20 protein-coding genes and 1 pseudogene are annotated in these 21,254 nt (G+C 61.8%); 12 read left to right on the plus strand and 9 right to left on the minus strand.

The features are described 5' to 3' along the window. Positions 1–77 precede the first annotated feature (77 nt). From thrS to PPN31114_RS00220, 11 genes are all read left to right on the plus strand, one after another. Complete coding sequence (gene thrS, locus PPN31114_RS00170) at positions 78–1,985, plus strand: threonine--tRNA ligase (protein WP_150677524.1); 1,908 nt, start codon at positions 78–80, stop codon at positions 1,983–1,985. Between the two features lie 52 nt (positions 1,986–2,037). Continuing rightward, positions 2,038–2,556 carry a translation initiation factor IF-3 gene (gene infC / locus PPN31114_RS00175; protein WP_174987819.1) on the plus strand — a complete coding sequence of 173 codons (519 nt, stop codon included), beginning with the start codon at positions 2,038–2,040 and terminating at the stop codon, positions 2,554–2,556. Between the two features lie 177 nt (positions 2,557–2,733). Next, positions 2,734–2,931, plus strand: coding sequence for a 50S ribosomal protein L35 (gene rpmI / locus PPN31114_RS00180; protein ID WP_150677526.1), 198 nt, complete (start codon positions 2,734–2,736; stop codon positions 2,929–2,931). Positions 2,932–2,956: 25 nt separating this feature from the next. Then, the gene (gene rplT / locus PPN31114_RS00185; RefSeq protein ID WP_010806048.1) at positions 2,957–3,316 is read left to right on the plus strand and encodes a 50S ribosomal protein L20; all 360 of its coding nucleotides are present in this window, start codon (positions 2,957–2,959) and stop codon (positions 3,314–3,316) included. A 139-nt stretch (positions 3,317–3,455) separates the two neighbouring features. Further along, positions 3,456–4,469 (plus strand): phenylalanine--tRNA ligase subunit alpha, encoded by a 1,014-nt coding sequence (gene pheS, locus PPN31114_RS00190; protein ID WP_058378173.1) that lies wholly within the window; start codon positions 3,456–3,458, stop codon positions 4,467–4,469. Positions 4,470–4,555: 86 nt separating this feature from the next. Beyond that, positions 4,556–6,997 (plus strand): phenylalanine--tRNA ligase subunit beta, encoded by a 2,442-nt coding sequence (pheT, locus tag PPN31114_RS00195; protein WP_150677527.1) that lies wholly within the window; start codon positions 4,556–4,558, stop codon positions 6,995–6,997. Positions 6,998–7,058: 61 nt separating this feature from the next. After that, entirely contained in the window at positions 7,059–7,451 is a 393-nt protein-coding gene (locus PPN31114_RS00200) for an integration host factor subunit alpha (RefSeq protein ID WP_150677528.1), read from the plus strand. A 65-nt stretch (positions 7,452–7,516) separates the two neighbouring features. After that, positions 7,517–7,915, plus strand: a complete 399-nt coding sequence (locus tag PPN31114_RS00205; protein WP_150677529.1) for a MerR family transcriptional regulator — start codon at positions 7,517–7,519, stop codon at positions 7,913–7,915. Between the two features lie 293 nt (positions 7,916–8,208). Continuing rightward, on the plus strand, positions 8,209–10,485 hold the full coding sequence (locus PPN31114_RS00210; protein ID WP_150677530.1) for a bifunctional diguanylate cyclase/phosphodiesterase: 2,277 nt from the start codon (positions 8,209–8,211) through the stop codon (positions 10,483–10,485). 462 nt (positions 10,486–10,947) lie between these two features. Further along, positions 10,948–12,531, plus strand: coding sequence for a sensor domain-containing diguanylate cyclase (locus tag PPN31114_RS00215; RefSeq protein ID WP_150677531.1), 1,584 nt, complete (start codon positions 10,948–10,950; stop codon positions 12,529–12,531). Positions 12,532–12,694: 163 nt separating this feature from the next. Further along, positions 12,695–12,964 (plus strand): hypothetical protein, encoded by a 270-nt coding sequence (locus tag PPN31114_RS00220; RefSeq protein WP_174987462.1) that lies wholly within the window; start codon positions 12,695–12,697, stop codon positions 12,962–12,964. 34 nt (positions 12,965–12,998) lie between these two features. On the opposite strand, the pseudogene PPN31114_RS00225 reads toward PPN31114_RS00220, so the two are convergent. From PPN31114_RS00225 to PPN31114_RS00240, 4 genes and pseudogenes are all read right to left on the minus strand, one after another. Next, positions 12,999–13,166, minus strand: a pseudogene (locus tag PPN31114_RS00225) (rubredoxin); the annotation flags it as partial. 225 nt (positions 13,167–13,391) lie between these two features. Then, on the minus strand, positions 13,392–13,715 hold the full coding sequence (locus PPN31114_RS00230; protein ID WP_150677532.1) for a hypothetical protein: 324 nt from the start codon (positions 13,713–13,715) through the stop codon (positions 13,392–13,394). Positions 13,716–14,082: 367 nt separating this feature from the next. Beyond that, a complete protein-coding gene (locus PPN31114_RS00235; RefSeq protein ID WP_150677533.1) occupies positions 14,083–14,385 on the minus strand; it encodes a hypothetical protein in 303 nt (100 codons plus the stop codon). Between the two features lie 89 nt (positions 14,386–14,474). Further along, positions 14,475–14,984: a hypothetical protein gene (locus PPN31114_RS00240; RefSeq protein WP_150677534.1), complete on the minus strand. Its 510-nt coding sequence runs from the start codon at positions 14,982–14,984 to the stop codon at positions 14,475–14,477. A 252-nt stretch (positions 14,985–15,236) separates the two neighbouring features. Between PPN31114_RS00240 and PPN31114_RS00245 the strand changes: the two genes are divergently transcribed. Beyond that, positions 15,237–15,470 (plus strand): DUF3717 domain-containing protein, encoded by a 234-nt coding sequence (locus PPN31114_RS00245; protein WP_150677535.1) that lies wholly within the window; start codon positions 15,237–15,239, stop codon positions 15,468–15,470. Here the strand turns inward: PPN31114_RS00245 and PPN31114_RS00250 are convergent. The 5 genes from PPN31114_RS00250 to PPN31114_RS00270 form a co-directional block, all read right to left on the minus strand. Continuing rightward, complete coding sequence (locus tag PPN31114_RS00250; protein WP_150677536.1) at positions 15,443–18,094, minus strand: sensor domain-containing protein; 2,652 nt, start codon at positions 18,092–18,094, stop codon at positions 15,443–15,445. The two genes, PPN31114_RS00245 and PPN31114_RS00250, sit on opposite strands and share 28 nt — an antisense overlap. 234 nt (positions 18,095–18,328) lie before the next feature. Beyond that, complete coding sequence (locus PPN31114_RS00255) at positions 18,329–18,547, minus strand: RNA-binding S4 domain-containing protein (protein ID WP_150677537.1); 219 nt, start codon at positions 18,545–18,547, stop codon at positions 18,329–18,331. Between the two features lie 93 nt (positions 18,548–18,640). Next, entirely contained in the window at positions 18,641–19,222 is a 582-nt protein-coding gene (locus PPN31114_RS00260) for a TMEM175 family protein (protein WP_150677538.1), read from the minus strand. A gap of 89 nt (positions 19,223–19,311) precedes the next feature. Continuing rightward, positions 19,312–20,598: a GGDEF domain-containing protein gene (locus PPN31114_RS00265; protein WP_217426902.1), complete on the minus strand. Its 1,287-nt coding sequence runs from the start codon at positions 20,596–20,598 to the stop codon at positions 19,312–19,314. Beyond that, on the minus strand, positions 20,595–21,182 hold the full coding sequence (locus tag PPN31114_RS00270) for a flavin reductase family protein (RefSeq protein ID WP_174987465.1): 588 nt from the start codon (positions 21,180–21,182) through the stop codon (positions 20,595–20,597). The genes PPN31114_RS00265 and PPN31114_RS00270 overlap by 4 nt, the downstream gene beginning before the upstream one ends. Positions 21,183–21,254: the final 72 nt, after the last annotated feature.

Raw genomic sequence — 21,254 nt, forward strand, 5'->3', positions numbered from 1 at the left:
AGTCGAGGCCGTTTTTTTTCGTGGTTTTGCCGCGTGGCGTGGGCCGCGTGTGACGTTTTAGCGCATGGGAGTGCGACATGATTTCGGTACGTTTGCCTGACGGTTCGCAACGCCAGTACGAAGCCCCGCTGACGGTGGCTCAGGTCGCCGGTTCGATCGGCTCGGGTCTGGCAAAGGCGGCGCTGGCCGGCCGCGTCGACGGCAAGCTGGTCGATACGTCCTTTCTGATCGATCACGATGTGAACCTCGCGATCGTCACGGACAAGGACGCCGACGGTCTGGACGTCATCCGTCACTCGACGGCTCACTTGCTGGCCTATGCCGTCAAGGAGCTGTTCCCCGAGGCGCAGGTCACCATCGGCCCGGTCATCGAGAACGGTTTCTACTACGACTTCTCGTTCCACCGCCCCTTCACGCCGGAAGATCTCGAAGCCATCGAGAAGAAGATGCACGAGCTCGCCAAGAAGGACGAGCCGGTCACGCGTGAAGTGCTCTCGCGTGACGACGCGGTGCGTCTGTTCATGTCGATGGGCGAAAAGTACAAGGCTGAGATCATCGAGTCGATTCCGGCCACGGATGAGATTGGTCTGTATCGCGAAGGCAAATTCGTTGACCTTTGCCGTGGTCCGCACGTCCCGTCGACGGGCAAGCTCAAGGTCTTCAAGCTGATGAAGGTGGCCGGCGCCTACTGGCGTGGCGACGCGAAGAATGAGCAGTTGCAGCGTATCTACGGTACGGCCTGGACGAAGAAGGAAGACCAGGACGCTTATCTGCACATGCTCGAAGAGGCGGAGAAGCGCGATCACCGCAAGCTCGGTAAAGCGCTGGACCTCTATCACATGCAGGAAGAGGCGCCGGGTCTCGTCTTCTGGCATCCGAAGGGCTGGACGCTCTGGCAGCAAATCGAGCAGTACATGCGCGGCGTCTATCGCGATAACGGTTACCAGGAAGTGAAGGGTCCGCAGATTCTGGACCGTTCGCTGTGGGAGAAGTCGGGCCACTGGCAGAACTACAAAGACAACATGTTCACGACGGAATCGGAGAGCCGCTCGTACGCGCTCAAGCCGATGAACTGTCCTGGTCATGTGTTGATTTTCAATTCGTCGCTGCATAGCTATCGCGATCTGCCGCTGCGCTACGGCGAATTCGGTCAGTGCCACCGCAACGAGCCGTCAGGCGGTTTGCATGGCCTGATGCGCGTGCGCGGCTTCACGCAGGACGACGGTCACATCTTCTGCACGGAAGATCAGATCCTCGACGAGTGCGTGAACTACACGGCGTTGCTGCACAAGGTGTACAAGCATTTCGGATTCTCGGACATGATTTACAAGGTCGCGACGCGCCCTGAGCATCGTGTCGGTTCCGACGAGAATTGGGATAAAGCCGAATTTGCCTTGATGGAGTCGCTGCGCCGCTCGGGCTGCGAATTCGTGATCGCCGAAGGCGACGGCGCGTTCTACGGTCCGAAGATTGAGTACACGCTCAAGGATGCGCTTGGCCGTCAGTGGCAATGTGGCACGATGCAGGTCGATTTCTCGATGCCTGAGCGTCTGGACGCCGAGTACGTCGCGGAAGACAACAGCCGCAAGCGTCCGGTCATGCTGCACCGTGCGATTTTGGGTTCGTTAGAGCGTTTCATCGGTATTTTGATCGAGCACCATGCTGGTGCAATGCCGACGTGGCTCGCGCCGGAACAGGTGATTGTGCTGAATGTCTCCGAAAAAACGGCCGATTACGCGCAGGAAGTGACGAAAAAGTTGAAAGAACAAGGGCTTAGGGCTCGGAGCGATTTGCGCAACGAGAAAATTAGCTATAAAATACGCGAGCACTCGTTGCAGAAAGTTCCCTATCTCGTGGTAGTGGGGGACAAAGAGCAAGAGGGGAATACGGTAGCCGTGCGTGCCCGTGGCGGCGTGGATCTGGGTGTGATGCCCGTTGACGCGCTCATCGAACGCCTTGCGCAAGAATGCGCATCGTTCCAATAACGCCTGTCGGACAGCGCGGCTAAATTTTTGACTTTTTTCGAGGATAAGCAACATCGCTACCGATAAGTCGCATCGCATTAACGGCGAAATTACTGCGCCCGAAGTGCGTCTAGTTGGGGTCGACAATGAGCCGATCGGCATCGTAAAGCTGGCCGAAGCGTTTCGTATGTCAGAAGAGGCCGATGTCGATCTGGTGGAAATCGCACCGCAGGCTCAGCCGCCGGTGTGCCGTCTGATGGACTACGGCAAGTTCAAGTATTCGGAACAGAAGAAAGCGCACGAGAACAAGCTGAAGCAGAAAGTCGTCCAGATCAAGGAAGTCAAATTCCGACCTGGCACCGACGACGGCGACTACAACGTCAAGTTGCGCAATCTGAAGCGGTTCCTCGAAGACGGCGACAAGACCAAGATCACGCTGCGTTTCCGCGGCCGTGAGATGGCTCACCAGGAAATCGGCGCTCGTATGCTGGAACGTCTGAAGTCCGATCTCGAAGAGTTCGGTCAGCCGGAACAGATGCCGAAGATGGAAGGCCGTCAGATGATCATGGTCATCGCGCCGAAGAAGAAATAAGCCGTGGCGGTGTCGAGTGACACCGCCGGGTTGTCAAGAATTGCCGCAGTGGCCCGAGAGGGCTGCCGCAGCGATGCAGGGTGCAGTTAGGCCCTGAAAATAAGTGATCCCGGGTTCTACAAGGGGCGCGATTTTGGCGTCACACCTGTGATCATGTTAAAAACCTCGGAGTTTTTCATGCCTAAGATGAAAACCAAGAGCGGTGCCAAGAAGCGCTTTCGCGTGCGTCCGGGCGGTACCGTTAAGCGTGGTCAGGCTTTCAAGCGTCACATTTTGACGAAGAAGTCCACCAAGAATAAGCGTCACCTGCGCGGTGCCGTCGGCGTTCATGATTCCGATCTGAACTCCGTACGCGCAATGCTGCCCTTCGCTTAAACCCCGACTTAGATAGGAGAGAAATATGCCTCGAGTCAAACGTGGGGTCACTGCACGGGCCCGCCATAAGAAAGTCATCGCAGCTGCCAAGGGTTTCCGCGGCCGCCGCAATAACGTCTTCCGCATCGCTAAGCAAGCGGTCATGCGCGCTGGGCAATACGCCTACCGCGATCGCCGTAACAAGAAGCGCGTGTTCCGCGCCTTGTGGATTGCGCGTATCAATGCAGGTGTGCGTCAGCACGGTATGACCTACAGCGTGTTCATCGCTGGTCTGAAGAAGGCCTCGATCGAACTCGACCGTAAGGTGCTGTCCGACATGGCCATCAACGACAAGCCGGCATTTGCCGCGATTGTCGCCCAGGTGAAAGCCGCCGTCGCAGCCTGAAGCTGTAGTTAGCGTATAGCGCGTTTTACCGCGCGCCATTCGCCAGGAGGGGGCTCTCATCGGAGCCCCCTTTTGTTTTTCGACTGCTTTTTTGCATGTAATGCGGCCATTCCGACCGCCTAACTTGAGCCTGTAGCATATGGATCTGGAACTTATCGTCAGCGAAGCGCAGCGTGCGTTCGCCGCCGCTCCCGACGCCGCCGCGCTGGAAAACGAGAAAGCTCGCTTTCTTGGCAAGACCGGCCAACTGACCGAGTTGCTCAAGGGCCTCGGCAAGCTCGATCCTGAAGCCCGCAAGAGCGAAGGCGCACGGATCAACGCGGCCAAGCAACAGATCGAAGGCGCCTTGCAGGCGCGCCGTCAGGCCATGGCCGATGCGCTGCTCGATGCGCGCTTGTCCGCCGAAGCCATCGACGTGACGCTGCCCGGGCGCGGCCTGGGTGCCGGCAGCCTGCACCCCGTGCTCAATACGTGGGAACGCGTTGAACAAATTTTCCGTTCCATCGGATTCGACGTGGCCGACGGCCCCGAGATCGAAACCGACTGGTTCAACTTCACTGCCCTGAACAGCCCGGAGAACCACCCGGCGCGTTCGATGCAGGACACCTTCTATGTCGAAGGCAATGACGACGCCGGCAAGCCGTTGCTGCTGCGCACGCACACCAGCCCGATGCAGGTGCGTTACGCGCGCATGAACAAGCCGCCGATCAAGGTGATTGCCCCGGGGCGCACCTATCGCGTCGACTCCGATGCCACGCACTCGCCGATGTTCCATCAGGTTGAAGGCCTGTGGATCGCTGAAGACATCAGCTTTGCCGACCTGAAGGGCGTGTACACCGATTTCTTGCGCAAGTTCTTCGAGCGCGACGACATTCAAGTGCGCTTCCGCCCGTCGTACTTCCCATTCACGGAACCGTCCGCCGAGATCGACATGCAGTTCGAGACCGGCAAGAACGCCGGTAAGTGGCTGGAGATTTCGGGTTCGGGCCAGGTGCATCCGAGCGTGGTGCGCAACATGGGTCTCGATCCGGAGCGCTACATCGGCTTCGCGTTCGGTTCGGGTCTCGAGCGTCTGACGATGCTGCGTTACGGCGTGCAAGACTTGCGCCTGTTCTACGAGAACGACCTGCGCTTCCTGCGCCAATTCATGTAATTGATGTCGACGGCCCTGTGCAGGCGCGCCAAGCCGCTGCCGCCGGGCTCTCGGATGTGAAGACTTAACTGCGAGCGAACTGATCCATGCAATTCTCTGAATCGTGGCTGCGTACCCTGGTCGACCCAGATCTGTCGACCGACGCGTTGGCGCACGCCCTGACGATGTCCGGGCTCGAAGTCGAGGAAACCGACGCTGTCGCCCCGCCGTTTACCGGTGTCGTGGTGGCGAAGGTGCTCGAAGTGGCCCGTCACCCGGATGCTGACCGTCTGAACGTGTGCCAGGTCGATGCCGGCACCGGCGAGACGCTCACCATCGTGTGCGGTGCGCCGAACGTTGCCCCCGGTATCAAGGTGCCTTGCGCCACCGTGGGCGCCGCACTGCCGCCGGCAGAACCTGGCGCAGCACCGTTCCAGATCAAGATTGGCAAACTGCGTGGTGTGCAAAGTTTCGGCATGCTGTGCTCGGCCCGTGAGCTCAAGCTCTCGGAAGACCACGCCGGTCTGATGATCCTGCCCGACGATGCACCGGTCGGCATGAACATCCGCGAGTATCTGGACCTGGACGATACCGTCTTCGTCGTGAAGCTCACGCCGAACAAAGCCGATTGCCTGTCGTTGCTCGGTATCGCACGCGAAGTGGCCGCGATCACCGGCGCACCGCTCAAGGATCTGCCGGGGCAGGGCGCGCAAGCGGCGTCGATCGCCGACACGTTCCCTGTGCGCATCAGCTCGCCCGAAGGCTGCGGACGTTTCGGCGGCCGCATCATCCGCAACGTGAATGCAGCCGCACCGTCGCCGCGCTGGATGGTCGAGCGCCTGGAGCGTGCCGGTCAACGCAGCATCTCGGCACTGGTCGACATCACCAACTACGTGATGCTCGAACTCGGTCAGCCGCTGCACGTTTATGACCTGAACCGTCTGCAAGGCGGCATCGACGTGCGCTTCGGCCGTGCTGGCGAAACGCTCAAGCTGCTCAACGAACAAACCGTGACGCTCGATGAGAGCGTGCTGGCCATTACCGATGCGAGCGGCCCGATTGGTCTGGCTGGCATCATGGGCGGCGACTCGACCAAGGCCGGTCTGGAAACGCAGAACATCTTCCTCGAAGGCGCGTTCTTCTTCCCGCAAGCCATTCAAGGCCGCGCACGCAAGTACAACTTCACGAGCGATGCGTCGCACCGTTTCGAGCGTGGCGTCGACTTCGCCGGTAACGTGCGCGCGCTGGAGCGTGCCACGCAACTCGTGCTCGAAATTTGCGGCGGGCAAGCTGGCCCGCTGGAAGATCAGGTCGCCCGTTTGCCGGAGCGCAAGCCGGTGACGATGCGCGTTGCCCGTGCCGTCAAGATTCTGGGCGTGCCGGTGAGCGAGCAGGAGATGGGTGAAATCTTCACGCGTCTGGGCTTACCGTTCACGCTGAGCAATGGCGTCTTTGAAGTCACGCCGCCGTCGTATCGCTTCGACATCGAGATCGAAGAAGATCTGATCGAAGAAATCGCACGCATCTACGGCTTCGACCGCATTCCGGCCAACCCGCCGGTGGCCGCTAGCGCGATGCGCCCGACGCAGGAAGGCCGCCGCTCGCAACACGCGGTGCGTCACGAGATTGCGGCGCGCGATTATCACGAGACGGTGGGTTTCAGCTTTGTCGACGTCGAGTGGGAAGCCGATTTCGCAGGCAACGACAACCCGATCAAGCTGCTCAACCCGATCGCGAGTCACCTCGCCGTGATGCGCTCGACGCTCATCGGCAGCCTGATCGCCACGACGCGCTACAACCTGAACCGCAAGGCATCGCGCGTTCGCGTGTTCGAAATCGGCCGCACGTACCATCGCGACAACACGGTGGCATCGGGCGAGCTGACGGTTGGCGGCTATCGCCAGCCGGTGACGGTAGCGGCCTTGGCTTATGGCCCGGTACTCGACGAGCAATGGGGTGCCGCATCGCGTCAGGTCGATTTCTTCGATGTGAAGGGCGATCTCGAAGCACTGCTCGCACCGCGCACTGCGCGCTTCGTGAAGGCTGAGCACCCGGCGTTGCATCCGGGACGCAGCGCTGCCATCGAAGTCGATGGTAAGCGTGTCGGATTCCTTGGCGAACTGCATCCGCGTTGGCAGCAGAAGTACGACCTGCCGCATGCGCCGGTGCTCTTCGAGATTGAAGCCGAAGCGCTGTTCGCGCGCGACGTGGCGAGCTACGAGGAAATCTCGAAGTTCCCGCCGGTCACGCGAGATCTCGCACTCGTGGTGTCGCAAGCGCAGCCCGTGCAACCGCTGATCGACGCGATGTTGGCGGCTCGCAACGACGATCCGGCATGCAGCGTGGTGCAGTCTGTGCAGCTGTTCGACGAGTTCCGACCGAAGGCTGGCACAGCCTCGGGATCGCTCGGCGCGCAAGACAAAAGCCTAGCGTTTCGTGTTACTCTGCAAGACCCCTCGGGTACCCTCCAGGACGAGACCGTCGAGCGCGCTGTCGCTGCGTTGGTACAACGGGTTGGAGACGCGTTCGGCGCACGTTTGCGCGCGTAAAGCATTGTAGAGTCTGGTTGCGAGTGGTTTATCGCACTGTCATCGCCATCGCGTGGGACGTATGAACGAAATGAATCCTGGTGAATTTGAAGCCATGCTCGCGGCGCAGCGTATCGCGCTGGGTCGTAGCGAAGTGAACGAAGTCGGAAGCGAAGCCCCGACGCTGACCAAGGCCGAACTGGCCGAGTTGTTGTTCGAGCACGTGGGTCTGAACAAGCGCGAGGCCAAAGATATGGTCGAAGCGTTTTTCGAATCGATCCGTGATGCCCTCGAATCGGGTGACAGCGTCAAGCTCTCCGGCTTCGGCAACTTCCAGTTGCGCGATAAGCCGCAGCGTCCGGGCCGCAACCCGAAGACGGGGGAGGCCATCCCGATCGCCGCCCGTCGTGTCGTGACCTTTCACGCCAGTCAGAAGCTCAAGTCGATGGTGGAGTCTGGCGTACTGAGCAAGTAAGTCCCCGGCCGCCGCTTTCTGTGGCGGCCGCATCCTAACTGTCGTTCAACACCGCTGACGCCGCGATGGATCACGTTGCCTTGCCGCCGATTCCCGCCAAGCGTTACTTCACCATCGGTGAAGTGAGCGAGTTGTGTGGCGTCAAGCCACACGTGCTGCGCTACTGGGAGCAGGAGTTCACACAACTGCGCCCGGTCAAGCGCCGCGGCAATCGACGGTACTACCAACATCATGAAGTTCTGCTGATCCGGCGTATCCGGGAACTGCTCTATGAGCAGGGCTTCACCATCAACGGTGCCCGCAACCGGCTTGAAGCCGATACCCCGCGGGGCGCGCGCAGTGCTGGTGGTGTGGCGGCCGCACGTGCCGCTGCCGACGCTGGCGCAGGTAACACCGATGCCGGGTTCGACATCGACGAACTTCGCCACCGGCTCGAAGCAGTCATCGACTTCCTGAAGTCCTGATTCGGGATTCTCCCGATGCGGCGAACGCCGAAATATCCGTAATCCGAGATAAGAGACGCCGTTGCGGCGGGGCGGTGCTCGCCGGTCGCCAGATCGTCATGAGACGCGTTTGCGTACACCAACGGCATCCTCCGATTGAGTGACGTGCAACCGCTTCCGGCGCCGCGCCGATTGTCATACACTTGCCGGAAAACATGGCGGTCATTCGATGCACCGCTCGTTGGATCCTCTGCATACTCCGGGCCAACACCGACCATCTCGCGGGGGCGAGGTGGCTCAAAGGATCTCGACCTATGGTGGAACCGAGCACGACGGGCGCGCGGCGAGGGCGTTGGACGACGTCCTATCGCTCGATCGTCGCGATTCTGATTTTCGGTTTCCTGATCCTTGTCCTTGTCTGGACAGCGGTGCTTTGGCGCATCTCCATCGAACACAAAGCGATCTTGCGCGACGCTGCCGCATCGGCATCGACCGTCGCCAACGCGCTCGAACAGCAGACCTTGCGAGCTATCCGTCAGGTCGACCAGATCACCCGCTTCGTCAAATACGAGTTCGAACATCATCGCAGCGAGTTCAACCTGAACGCGACGATGGATGCGGGCATCGTCGCCGACCGTCATATGGTGCTGGTGAGTTTGGCCGATGCCAAAGGCAACATCACGGCGGCAACGATTCCTGAGCGCAGTACATCCGGGGTGAGCATTGCTGATCGCGAACATTTCCGCGTGCACGTCGACGACACGAACGAGAGTCTGTTCATCAGTCACCCGGTCTTCGGCCGGGTATCGCACAAGTGGGTGCTGCAATTTAGCCGACGGCTGAATAATCCGGACGGCAGCTTCGCTGGCGTGGTCGTCGTTTCGCAAGAACCCAGTTACTTCACCGCAGACTTTTACACTAACGCCGTCCTCGGTCAGTACGGCCAGATTGCCGTCATCGCCGACGATGGAACGTTGCTCGCGCGCAGCACGGGGGCCAGTGTCGCCGTGACCGGTTCGGGCGAGTTGCCGCCGTTCCCTGCCGCGCAGCGTATCTCCGGCGTGCAACGCGACCCGATCGATGGCGTCGAGCGCGTCGTGGCTTACCGGCACCTGGGTGACTATCCGCTCGCCGTGCAGGTGGGACTGTCGATGGACGAGGAACTGGCCGAGTATCGGCACGTCGAGCGCGTCTATCTCACGATGGCGACGTTCGTGTCCGTCGCGCTGGTGGTGTTCTTCGGGCTCATCGCGTACCTGATGCAGCGCCTGATCGGCCGCGACCAGCAGCTCACTCGCCTTATCTCGTATGACGCCCTGACCGGTTTGCCGAATCGCTACGCCTTGATGGAGTCGCTGCGAAACGACCTGTCCGACACCGGCAGCGTGGGCAAGGTGGCATTGCTGCATATCGATCTGGACAACTTTAAGAGCGTGAACGATACGCTGGGGCACGCACAGGGCGACGAAATCATCCGGCAAGTTTCGGAACGGTTTGCCACGCGCGTGCCGCCCGAAGCCTTGCTTGCGCGCTTTGCAGGCGACGAGTTCATGGTGGTGTTACGCGGCGACGATGCCGTGGCGCACGCCGAGCCGCTCGCCGAAACCCTCCTCGCGGCGCTCAAGGCACCGATGGTGGCCGATAGCACCTCGTTCGCGCTGCACGCGAGTATCGGTGTCACGTTCTGGTCCAAACCGGAGGAGACCGAGGCCGACCTGATCAAGAAGGCCGATCTGGCGATGTATTCGGCGAAAGAGGCGGGCAAGAGCGTCGTGCGCGTGTACTCGCAGCAGATGACGTATCAGGCGCACCAATTGGTGGTGTGGGAGCGTCAGATGGAACAAGCGCTCGCCAATGGCGAGTTCTTCCTGGCGTATCAGCCGATCGTCGCGCTCGAATCCGATTGCATCTGTGGCATGGAGGCGTTGATTCGCTGGCGCCATCCCGAGCGCGGCGTGATCGCGGCGGGCGAGTTCATCCCGTTGGCCGAGACCACCGGGCAAATCGTCGCCATCGGCGAGTTCGCGCTGGCGCAGGCGTGCCGACAACTGGCGGCCTGGCGCGATACTCCCATGGCCTCGCTGCGTCTGGCGGTCAATGTCTCGTCGGTACAGTTTTGGCGGGGCGACATTTGCGAGTTGGTCGAGCGCTATGTCAAAGAGTACGAAATTGGTCCCAGCCTTCTGGAGTTGGAGATTACCGAGTCGGTCATGGTCAAGAACCCGGCGTTGGTGGAGTCGAAGATCAACCAGCTAAAACGCACGGGCGTGCGCATCGCACTCGACGATTTCGGCACCGGTTATTCGTCGTTATCCTATCTGACGCGCTTTGCCGTCGATACGCTCAAAGTCGACCGTTCGTTTGTCGAATCGATTCCCGACTCGTCGCGCTCGTGCCTGATGATTTCTAACATCGTGAACATTGCGCGCTCGCTGGGCATCGAATTGATCGTCGAAGGGGTGGAGAACGAACGCCAACTGGCGTGGCTGCGCCACTTCGTACCATTGGCTGCGCAGGGCTACTGGTTTTCCCGGCCGGTGGAAATCGAACAGATGGATTCGGTAATTGCGCGATTTGGTATTTGCGGATAAATGACCGGCCAATGATAAAGGCCGTGTTTTTCTAGTTAATAGATTAAATAGGGCTTCGTAATAAGACGGTGTTTTGTTAGTTTTGAGTTCTGATGGACCGTCGGAGTGCTATAGAATTACCGAAACTTCTCCAGATTAAGTGCGCGCGGGCAGGATGCCGACGGCGCAACGGAAGCAGACAACATGGAACATTACGGCAGACTGTCAACAGCCTGCAATTGTCGGGGTGGAGAATAGTTTGCAGCAACGATCCGAAGGCGCGGGGCGCGACAAGCCGAGGGTCGGGAACGGGGAAAACAGTTTGACGCGCAGACCAGAATTGGCAGGTATTTGCCGGCACAACGAATGCCGGTCGCGACCAGAACTTCTGTCCGGGGAAACGACAGAAGCGCGATCAAATCAGGCGAATCGCTTTGCCAACGTAACAAGTGAAAAATATTAGAACGAGCGTTTGATTTTCGGATGAGGATACGGCATTGGCTTTATGCCGCCTGCGTTGCGGTTGGCGTGCTGGTCGCCTGCTGGGTCGCGGCGGATCGGACCGCCACCTCGTTGGTTGGCGATAAGCTCGCGCAGAGCGTCGAAGCCGAGCAGACGGTGGCGGATCGCGTCGCCGACGGCATGATTCACGCCATCAACACAGATCTGGCCATGGTGCGGGCCATTCCTTCGACGCTGGCCGAAGTGGACTTGCTGCGCGACGTGCTGCGCCCGGCGAGTGGCACCGCGAACGCGCCGGACGTCGTAGCCCGTGCCAACGACTTTCTGCAATCGGCGCAGGGCTATTTCGGTGTCGACCGCGTGTGGCTCGTCGATACGCGCGGCGTGTGCGTGGCTGCCAGCAATTACCGCGACACGCCGTCACCCGTCGGTCAATCGGTGGCGGGGCTGCCGTACTTCACGAACGCGATTCTGGGCGCACGTTTCGAGAGCTACGCGGCCGGCTGGGAGCATCAGGCCCCCGGCCTTTATTTCAGCGCACCGGTCTATCGCGACGGCATCCTCATTGGCGTGGTGATGACCAAGATCGGGCTCGCGCGTTTGCGTCACTGGGTGGCCAACGGCGAGTCGTTTATTACCGATGGCAATGGCGTGGTCATCATGGCCAACGACCCGCGCTTCGAAAATCGCTTCATGCTCGACGGCAAACTCGGCGGGCTATCTGACATCGAGCGTCAGGCGCTCTATCAGCGCAACGATTTCTCGCGCATGCCCATCTTCCCGTTCAAGCGTGCACCGGGCCGCGCTAACGCTTGGGTGCCGCAGGAACTGCTCGACCAGATGTCGGAGTTCGACGAATTTCACAAGCCGTTCGTCATCACGCAGCGCGCGAGTTCGAGTAACGACCTGACGGTCTACGCGGTGGAAAACGTCGACGCGTGGGAAGGCCTCACGCGCCAGCATGCGAAAGATTTCGCGTTGTGCTTTTTGCTGTATCTGGGTGGCGTGATTATCTTGATCATGGCTGGCCGTATCTATTGGCGCGAGCGCAGGATGCATCGCCAGACGCTCCAGTCGAACGAGGAACTGCGCGCGGCGAACAATCAACTGGCGTTCGAGGCGAGTTACGACGAGCTCACGGGCAGCCTCACGCGCCGCTACTTCTTCCACCGCTTCGATCAGTTGCTGGAGAACGCCCAGCGCAAGAACGAGCCGATGAGTCTGATCGTGGCCGATCTCGATCACTTCAAGTCGATCAACGACACCTACGGGCACGCCATCGGCGATCAGGTCTTGTGCCGTTTTGTGCTCGTCTGTTCGTCGACGTTGCGAGGCGACGACTTGATCGGGCGTATCGGCGGCGAAGAGTTTGCCATTCTGCTGCCGGGCGCGAGCGAGCGCGATGCGCTGCGTGTGGCCGACCGGATTCGGGAGCGTTGCAAGCGCGAGTCGCTGGAAGGCAGCGAGCCGCCGCTGCGTTTCTCGGCGAGCTTCGGTATCACCGAATGGCAGGATGAAGATTCGGCGATGAACATGGTCGAGCGCGCCGATATGGCGCTCTACCGTGCCAAGCGCGCTGGGCGTGATCGCTGCTGGGTGTTCTGAACCCACGCGCCGCCCTTTATTCCGCTGGCGTTACCAATGTCACGTTTGGTAACCAAAGAGGGTGCACTCATAGTGCATCTTGCGGGAACCCGCCTGTCTAACGAGTAAGTGTCGCGCCGCAGTTCGCGGCGTGGCCTGAAGCACTTACGCGGGAGACATCATCATGAAACGCATACTCATGCTGGCGGGCGGCGCGCTCATCGCGACGCTGATGGCGGGTTGCGTCGCTGTGCCTTATGGTGGCCCAGCGTACGGCAGCGCCTACTACGGGACCGACGATTACAACTACTACGGCTATGGGCCCGGATACGCCGTGGCGCCTGCGCCAGTGGTGACCGTTGGCGTCGGCGGCTATTATGGCGGCGGTTATTACCGCGGTTGGCGTGGCCGAGGCTGGGGTGGCCGTGGCGGCGGCTGGGGCTGGCACCACTAAGCTGGCGTCTGGCCAGCTTGATCCGGATCGCTGATCAGAACTCCGAGAGTGCGAAGTCTTCTTTCGAGACGTCGCATTCCGGGCAGCGCCAATCGGCGGGCACATCGGCCCAGCGCGTACCGGGGGCGAGGCCGTCGTCCGGTGCGCCTTCGGCTTCGTTATAAATCCAGCCGCAAATCAGGCAGATCCAGCTCTTGAATTCGATCGGGGTATCCAGCGTGGTGGTCATAGCGTTTGGGTAACAGGGAAACTGACGCGACCCGCATTGTAAGACACGCGAGCGTCGAATTTCGGATCGCGTCCTCCCGGCCCGCAGGAAAGTTAATCCAGATCAAGTGAAAAGCGCCCGCACACAGCGATGTGGCGGGCGCTTTTCGTTTGCGTCCTGGCGCGGCCGGTCACGGCGCGCGCCAGGACCGAGGCAGGCTTACCAATGAATCGAATTGAGCAGAATCGGCGCCATTTGTGCCAGTGAATTGAGCAACGACATGGCGGTGTCCTTATTCGACACTTCCCGCCACAGTCGGCTTCGCTCGACGACCCGCTGACGGTCCTCAGGCGTTTTCACGTCGGGCGAGCGCAGTTCCTTGATCAGATCGATGACGGAGGCACGGTCGACCGTCTCGGTCACCGAGTGGTGCGCGAGCAGTTCGTCCAAATGGACGCGGTCGGCCTCGTTGGTGTTGTCGGTACTGGCCGTCGCCGGGGAGGGGGACGACGGTGCTACAGACGGCTTATCGGATTGGGTCATACCAGACGTTCTCCCGGAAGTTACTGAAGCGTCACGCCGCCATCGCGTCAAAAATGTTGCGCAAAGTGCGGCGGCTCGACTCCATCATAGGCCGATTCCCTCACGCTGCGAACCCTCCCACAATGGGTAAATTAGGGCACCGATGCGGGTTTTTCGTGACGAATTAACGCATGTCAAAGCGGTGACATCGACGCCCAGAAGCGGGGCAAATCGTCAAGCGCAAAAAATTTGCTCAAGGCTGACGCCGAAACGGGCAATCCTCTTGACAGCGTGGAACGACGGGCCTTTTCGGTGGGTGGTGGCAGGTTATCCAGTGGGTTATCCACAGAAGCTGTGGGTAACTTTCCGATATCCGCGCGGGGGATGATTACCGGAAGAGCGGGCGCAGCATCATCAACGCGAAGAACAGCGCGACGCCGACTGGCAGCAGGCCGGTGAAGAAGGCGGGCCACGGTCCGCGGCCCTTGCGCCGTGCACCGAACGACGAGATCAGACCAGCGCAAAGGCACAGCACGCCCACGGCCCACGTCGGGTTGGGGTTCTTCAACACCCAAGCGGCGGCGGCGAGCAAGCCGATCCATGCCAGTGGCGTTGCCCCGGGCGGCGGCGGTTTGACGGCGGAAGCAGGCGAGGCGGGAGGCGGGGTCTTGCGTGGGGTGTCGGTGGACATCGAAGCTCCGGAGAAAGCGGCGACGCGTGCGGGTGGGGGCCAGCCGCGCGCGGGAAAGCCGCAGCATAGCAAACGTCGACCGTCGACGCTCAGGAGGCAACCGACGGCAAGGTGGCGGGCGACGACGTCACGCGGGTGTGCGCGGTGCCGTGCGGGCCTGGCACCGCGTCGAGCGGCATGCTGACATACCAGACGGTGGTGGTGTCGGTATCGCGCGTGGGAGCGAATTCGGGAAGATTGGCGCACCGGTCGTCCAAATCGACATAACGCTTGAGCACGCGCTCGGACTGCCCCGAGACGATCGGCCGGACGCGTTTGGCCGATTCCGGCGTGCCGAGATCCGTTCGGCCGCGTATCTCGACGCAAGGCTGATGAAAGGGATCGGTGGGGGCATTGACGGCGGGCGGCATGCCCTGCGCTTGCGCGCCATGGGGAAATAACGTGCCCAGGCTGCTCAACAGACATAGCCACATAAGGGCGATCGCGCGCCGCCATGCGTGACATGAACGAACTGAGCGATCAGGGCAATGTGCGCGGGGTGTGGCAGGGCTCGGCGGCATGGCGGGCTCCGTCGGGACGAGCATGGAATCGACGTACATCGTCGGTGCCCCGCGACGCGGCGCTGGCACCTCTCGTCTGCCATAAGCCAATATCGTGCCGGAAGTGGCAAGCCAATGATTTTTATGGGGATTTCAGTGTTGACTGGTGTGCAGCGCTGCGCCAACCCACATCAAGTGTTGCAGTTCCGAAACGTGGGCCTGAGAATCGAACTCTGCGACGGGCGATTCTCCGATTCCGCGATTACTGTATATAATCACAGTATTCCATTCAACGGCGAGACCGAACATTCGATGAAAGCCAATTACTCCATCGCCGAAATCGAGCAGGCGATCAACTACTGGACCCGCCGTCAGGCGGCCGACAGCCATTGGGCGCTGTGTCCGTCGGCCCGCGTGCTGGCCGACGTCTACGGGGAGATGATTTACCGCCACGACACGAGCGTTGCTGCCGAAACGCTCAACGAGCGCCAGAGTCAGGCCATTGAAACCGCGTTACATCAGATGGAGTTAGGTCTCGCGCCGTGAGTGGCTTCCGTGCGCCGCCGGGCATCCCATCGCGCTAGCCACGGTTCCAGATCTTCGGCGCTGAGCGCGGGCGAAAACAAGAAGCCCTGTGCCACCTGATAGCCCTGTGCGATCAGCAGATCGCGCTGGGCAACGTCCTCGACCCCTTCCGCCACGACCGTCAGATGCAGGCTCCGGCCAATGCTGATGATGGCATTGGTCAGCGCGCGCACAGTTTCGTCGCGCGTCACGTCATGCACGAAGCTGCGGTCCAGCTTGAGCTCCGAGACCGGCAGGCGGCGCAGATAGCCGAGGCTCGAATACCCCGTCCCGAAATCGTCCATCGATAGCCGCACGCCCATGGCGTGCACGGCTTCGATGATGCGCAGCGTGCTCGGGTTGTGGTCCATCAGCACGTTTTCGGTAATTTCGATGGCCAGACACGTCGGCGGCAAATCGTTGGCAGCGAGCGTCTCGGCGATCATTTGCGGCAGATCGTGATCGTGGAAATTGGTCGGCGACAGGTTGACCGAGATGCTGCCGATCGCCACCCCGCGCCGACGCCACTCCGCTAGCTGCCGACACGATTCGCGCAGCGTCCACGCCCCCAATTCCCCGATGAGCCCGCATTCCTCGGCCAGTGCGATAAACCGCGTGGGCGATACGTCGCCGTATTGCGGATGCACCCAGCGGGTGAGCGCTTCCACGCCGCATACCGACTCGTCGAGCAGATTGATCTGCGGCTGGTAGTGCAGGCGCAAGGCGTCGCGTCGTAGCGCGTCACGCATCGCGGTCTCCAATTCGAGCCGCTCCTGCGCGTGGATATTCATGTCCTCGTGATAGAACCGCACGCTGCCCGGGCTGGCCATCTTGGCCTGATACATCGCCATATCGGCGCGTTGGAGCAGAATGTCGAACGCTTGCCCGTGATTCGGATAGAGGCTGATACCGAAGCTGCCCGAAGGCGTCAACGTCACGCCGTCGACCTGACACGGCGCCGTGAGCGCGCTGCGCATGCGCTCGATGGCGGCGTCCAGCCGGTCGGGGTCGCACTCGGTGAGTACGGCCACGAACTCGTCGCCGGACAGTCGCGCCACGATATCCGCACCGCGCAGCGACCGGCGCAGACGTTGCGCAATCGTGCGCAACAGCACGTCGCCCGCCTGATGGCCGAGCGAGTCGTTGACCTGCTTGAAGCGGTCGAGATCGAGGAAGATCACCGCCATGCGCGTATTGAGCTCATGCGCGCTGGCAATCGCCTGCGCGGCAAGCACCCCGAGCATGCTGCGATTGGGCAGGCCGGTCAGGCTATCGGAGAACGCCAACTGGCGAATGCGCGTGCGCGACTCATCGCGCTCGAACGCCAGTTTGCACAGATGTACGCACACGTCGACCAGCCGCTCGTGCAAGGCGTCGGGGCCGCGCACGGTACGGTAATAGAACGCGAGCACGCCCAGCACCCGGCCGTCGTTGGCGATGATGGGCATGGCCCACGAGGCGGCCAGCCCGTAGGTGGCGGCCATGTCGCGAAAATCGGCCCAGCGCGGGTCGTGAGCAATGTCGGTGACGATGACCGGGCGCGCCTGAAACGCAGCCGTGCCGCAAGTGCCGACATTGGGCCCGATGGCAATGCCATCGATGAACTGGTGATACTGCGCAGGCAAGCTCGGACCGGCCTGCGGGCGTAACCGGCCCTCGGCATCCACGCGCACCACCGAGGCCATAACCTCCGGGGCAATCTGTTCCAGTTCGCGGCAAATCAGCATCAGCACTTCCACGAGCGGCGCGTCGCGCACCATCGCGGCCAGTGCCTTGTGTTGCAGCACTTCCTGAATCTTCGATTGGGTGATGTCGGTGAAGAGCGCGACGGCATTCACGAGTTTGCCGTTCGCATCGAGAATCGGGTTGGTGACGATCGACGCCCAGAGCGGCTGCCCCTGTGCCGTGCGCACGAGCACTTCGCAGTGACAACTGCGCCCGTCGCGGGCCGACACGAGACAGCCCGTCAGGGCTTGCTGCACGTCGACGGCGGCCGAGCCGCTGGCGAATTCGTCGACCGGCGCGTCACCGAACGGGCTATGCCCCGGCTTGCCGACCACCTCGTCGGCGCGATAGCCCAGCATGCGGGTGAAGCCTGCGTTCACATAGCAGACGACGCCTTGCGCATCGGTGATCAGCACCGCGTTATCGGTCTCGTCCACGCCCAGCGAGAGCAGATGCAGGCGGGCATTGTCTTGAGCCTCGCGCTCGACGCGATGCGTCACGTCGGCGGCGAGCTTGATCACGTAGGCGAGTTTGCCTGCGTCATCGAAAACGGGGTTGTAAGTGGCCTCGAACCAGACCGTGCCGCCATCGCGACGGCGGCGGCGGACCTGCGCCGTGTGGGCGCGTCCGGTGCTGACCACGTGTGCCAGGGCGTCGCCGCAGGCGGTGTCGCCTGGGTCGCAAAGCGTGGTTTGAGGTTGGCCGACGAGTTCGTCGCGGGTGTAGCCGACCACGCCGAGCAGTTTGTCGTTGACGTCGACGATCACACCCTCGGGGGTGAGCGTGAGCATGCCGAGCGAGCGGTCGAGCGCTGCAAGCAGCGCGTCGGGCCCCGGCGCCGGCAAAGCGCCGGCGGTGGACGGTGAACCGGGCACGGCCATCGCAAGGGCCTCCTCAGACGACCTGCGGACTGGGTTGGGTGTTACGCGGGCTGACACACCAAAAACGCTTTCAAGTATAGCGACCTGCGAGGGCAGGCCGACATGGGAGAAACCGGGAGAGCGCACCCAAAAGTGCGCGCTTGGGGGAGGGGCGTTCGGTGCGCGTGCGCCGCCGGGTTTGTCGGGCTTACGCCGGGCTTCGGACGGTGTTCAGCCCGAACTTCTGCCAAGACGTCAGCCCGCTACGACGCGAATACGTATGCCGTCGAGCGAAACCGTCTGTCCGGCGCGGATTTTGGCGGTCTTGCGCGATTCCAGCTTGCCGTCGACGCTGACCAGGCCGCTTGCCACAAGCGCCTTGCCGGCGCCGCCGGAGTCGGCCACACCTGCCACTTTGAGCAGGTCGTTCAAGGCGATGAATTCGCCGGTGAGTTCAAAAGTAACGTTTTGCATGATGGACCGGATACTACGTAAAAACCCGATGCGCGTCGACTGTTGCGCGCTGACGGCTGGGATGCCCGTGCGACACGTGATCGGGCGGGTCCGTCAGCCTTCGATGACGTGTTCGATACGCCGGTCGGGAATCAGCCAGACGATGGCCACCAGCGCGTAGAGACCGAGCGATACGGCCGGCATCACGAACGCGAATGCAATGGCCAGTGCATAGCCGACGACGGAGAGCTTTCCCTTGGCATCTCGCCCGATCGCCGTCGCCAGCTTGACGTTGGCGCCTTCGCCGTGCACGGCCAACAGGGCGCGCGTGAGAATGTAGTAAGCGACGGCCGCCATGAAAAGCACGGCGCCATACAGGGCGGTCGGCCAGGCGGTGAGGTGATTCTCGCCCAGCCAATGCGTGACGAAGGGAATGAGCGAGAGCCAGAACAACAGGTGCAAGTTGGCCCAGAGCACGCCGCCCGAGACGCGCTGCACAACGTGAAACAGATGGTGGTGGTTGTTCCAGTAAATGCCGACGTAGATGTAGCTCATGATGTACGTCAGGAAGGTCGGCAGTATCGGCAGCAACTCATCGAGATCGGTGCCGTGCGGGGCTTTCATCTCGAGCACCATGATCGTGATGATGATGGCGATCACGCCATCGCTAAAGGCTTCCAGTCGGCTTTTGCCCATGGCGTTGGCTCTTGGTTTGAGGGGGGGGGGACAGCGAAACGCCGTTGCAATGTCAACGGCGTTCCTGAAAAACTAGGCGCCACGCCGATTCAGGCGATGGCAACGCGATTCCGGCCAGACTGCTTTGCCGTGTACAGCGCGCGATCGGCACGTTGCAAAACGGCCCCGAAATCGGCGTCGTCGGCGCTAAGGCTACCCACGCCGATGCTCGCTGTAAAGCGCACTGGCCCAGTGGCACCCGGCACGCTCGTATTGCCGATGGCCGAGAGCAACCGGTCGGCGGCCTGCATGGCGCGTTGTGCATCGGCTTCGGGCAGCAGCACGGCGAACTCTTCGCCGCCGAGCCGTCCCATGACCGTGCCCTTGCGCAACGTAGCACGCGCGACCAGCGTCAATTCCACAATGACGCGATCGCCGATCGCATGTCCCCAGGTGTCGTTCACTGCCTTGAAGTGATCGATGTCGATCATCAGCACCGAGAGCCGGCGGCGCTGCGCGCGCGCGTTGGCGAACGCTTGTTCGGCCTGCATGAGAAACGCCCGGCGGTTGAGCGCGCCGGTCAGGCCGTCGCGCATGGCCATGTCGCCAAGCACTTGATTGACGCGGCGCAGTTCGAGTTCGTCGACCACGAGCGCCGAGAGGTCGGCAAGTAGCGCGCGCATTTCCGGATCGAGCGTGCGCGGGCGGCGGTCGATAACGCACAGCGTGCCGAGCCGATGGCCTTCAGGCGTGCGCAGCGGCGCACCGGCATAGAAGCGGATGTGCGGGTCGCCGGTGACGAGCGGGTTGTCGGCGAAGCGCCGGTCGGCATGGGCGTCGGGCACCACGAGCACGTCGTCGCCCAGAATGGCATGCGCGCAGAACGCCATCGAGCGCGGCGTTTGCGTGGCATCGATCCCTTGTTTCGCTTTGAACCATTGGCGCGTCTCGTCGATGAGCGACACGAGCGAGATGGGCGCGCCCACGATGTACGAGGCGATGCGCACGATGCGATCGAACGCGGGTTCTGGTGAGGTGTCGAGAATATCGTAACGACGCAGGGCCGCCAGGCGGGCCGCTTCGTCGATGGTCGCGCCGGTGTTGGGCGAGAACGACGTCGGTCGCAGGCTTTGCAGAGACTCTTGCGGCACGGCGTGCGGTGAGGGAGCTCCGGGTGTAGTCATGTCGCGACGGGCTGGTGAGGCGTGGCGAGTGGATGACAACAGCTCCGTCACCGGCAGCATGGATGACGGCAACTGCATGAAGGGTGTGGCGCTCATTCTGCCGCGCATGTCGTCGCTTGGCAAATTCGGCGGCAGCAGCAAGGCTTCGCGCCAGAGGTCTTGGGCGGCGCGAATGGGATCGTCGGTGGCGGGCGTGGCAGCGCTGTGGGTCATGTCTTGACTTCGAAGGCTTCACCGGTCTCGAAGAAGTTGCCGCCGGCGATGTAGTGAATACTGCGCGACACGCCGGGCGCGAACTGCCAATGCCCGTCGCGAAACGCACGCGGATCGGCCCAGGCCGCAACGACCTCGCCGAGAAACAGATCGTAGCGATCCTGATTGTGCGGCTCGGGAATCACACGGCATTCGAGCCAAGCCAGGCAGCCGCCGATGAGCGGGGCCCGAATGTGTGTGCCGTCGAACGCCTCAACGCGGTTTCCTTCACCAGACTCGTCGCTGAATTTGTCGACATCGCGTCCCGAGACCGAGCCGACGGCCAACGTTTCTCGAGCGATGGCGCGGGCGGGGACGTTGAGCGAGAACTCGCCCGAGGCTTCCACCAACTCACGCGTGAGCGTATTGCGATCGATGACGACGGCCACTTTGGGTGGCGAGAAGTCGAGCGGCATGGACCATGCGGCGGCCATCACGTTACGGCGTTCGCCATGGGCGCTGCCCACAAGCACGGTCGGGCCGTGATTGAGCAGGCGATAAGCTTTCGGTAATTCAACGGGCAGGCGTTCGATGATTTCGGTCATGGCGGGCACTCGACAGCTTGGCTTCGGTAGAGCGGGTCATGATAGCGCGGCACGTGCCGCGGCGACGCTTGC

The organism is Pandoraea pneumonica, from assembly GCF_902459645.1.
Lineage (GTDB): Bacteria > Pseudomonadota > Gammaproteobacteria > Burkholderiales > Burkholderiaceae > Pandoraea > Pandoraea pneumonica.

Excerpts from the sequence above, each read along its gene's own strand:
- thrS (WP_150677524.1), top strand. The coding sequence starts at position 78 with ATGATTTCGGTACGTTTGCCTGACGGTTCGCAACGCCAGTACGAAGCC.
- rpmI (WP_150677526.1), top strand. The coding sequence starts at position 2,734 with ATGCCTAAGATGAAAACCAAGAGCGGTGCCAAGAAGCGCTTTCGCGTG.
- rplT (WP_010806048.1), top strand. The coding sequence starts at position 2,957 with ATGCCTCGAGTCAAACGTGGGGTCACTGCACGGGCCCGCCATAAGAAA.
- pheS (WP_058378173.1), top strand. The coding sequence starts at position 3,456 with ATGGATCTGGAACTTATCGTCAGCGAAGCGCAGCGTGCGTTCGCCGCC.
- pheT (WP_150677527.1), top strand. The coding sequence starts at position 4,556 with ATGCAATTCTCTGAATCGTGGCTGCGTACCCTGGTCGACCCAGATCTG.
- PPN31114_RS00200 (WP_150677528.1), top strand. The coding sequence starts at position 7,059 with ATGAACGAAATGAATCCTGGTGAATTTGAAGCCATGCTCGCGGCGCAG.
- PPN31114_RS00205 (WP_150677529.1), top strand. The coding sequence starts at position 7,517 with ATGGATCACGTTGCCTTGCCGCCGATTCCCGCCAAGCGTTACTTCACC.
- PPN31114_RS00210 (WP_150677530.1), top strand. The coding sequence starts at position 8,209 with ATGGTGGAACCGAGCACGACGGGCGCGCGGCGAGGGCGTTGGACGACG.
- PPN31114_RS00215 (WP_150677531.1), top strand. The coding sequence starts at position 10,948 with ATGAGGATACGGCATTGGCTTTATGCCGCCTGCGTTGCGGTTGGCGTG.
- PPN31114_RS00220 (WP_174987462.1), top strand. The coding sequence starts at position 12,695 with ATGAAACGCATACTCATGCTGGCGGGCGGCGCGCTCATCGCGACGCTG.
- PPN31114_RS00230 (WP_150677532.1), bottom strand. The coding sequence starts at position 13,715 with ATGACCCAATCCGATAAGCCGTCTGTAGCACCGTCGTCCCCCTCCCCG.
- PPN31114_RS00235 (WP_150677533.1), bottom strand. The coding sequence starts at position 14,385 with ATGTCCACCGACACCCCACGCAAGACCCCGCCTCCCGCCTCGCCTGCT.
- PPN31114_RS00240 (WP_150677534.1), bottom strand. The coding sequence starts at position 14,984 with ATGTACGTCGATTCCATGCTCGTCCCGACGGAGCCCGCCATGCCGCCG.
- PPN31114_RS00245 (WP_150677535.1), top strand. The coding sequence starts at position 15,237 with ATGAAAGCCAATTACTCCATCGCCGAAATCGAGCAGGCGATCAACTAC.
- PPN31114_RS00250 (WP_150677536.1), bottom strand. The coding sequence starts at position 18,094 with ATGGCCGTGCCCGGTTCACCGTCCACCGCCGGCGCTTTGCCGGCGCCG.
- PPN31114_RS00255 (WP_150677537.1), bottom strand. The coding sequence starts at position 18,547 with ATGCAAAACGTTACTTTTGAACTCACCGGCGAATTCATCGCCTTGAAC.
- PPN31114_RS00260 (WP_150677538.1), bottom strand. The coding sequence starts at position 19,222 with ATGGGCAAAAGCCGACTGGAAGCCTTTAGCGATGGCGTGATCGCCATC.
- PPN31114_RS00265 (WP_217426902.1), bottom strand. The coding sequence starts at position 20,598 with ATGACCCACAGCGCTGCCACGCCCGCCACCGACGATCCCATTCGCGCC.
- PPN31114_RS00270 (WP_174987465.1), bottom strand. The coding sequence starts at position 21,182 with ATGACCGAAATCATCGAACGCCTGCCCGTTGAATTACCGAAAGCTTAT.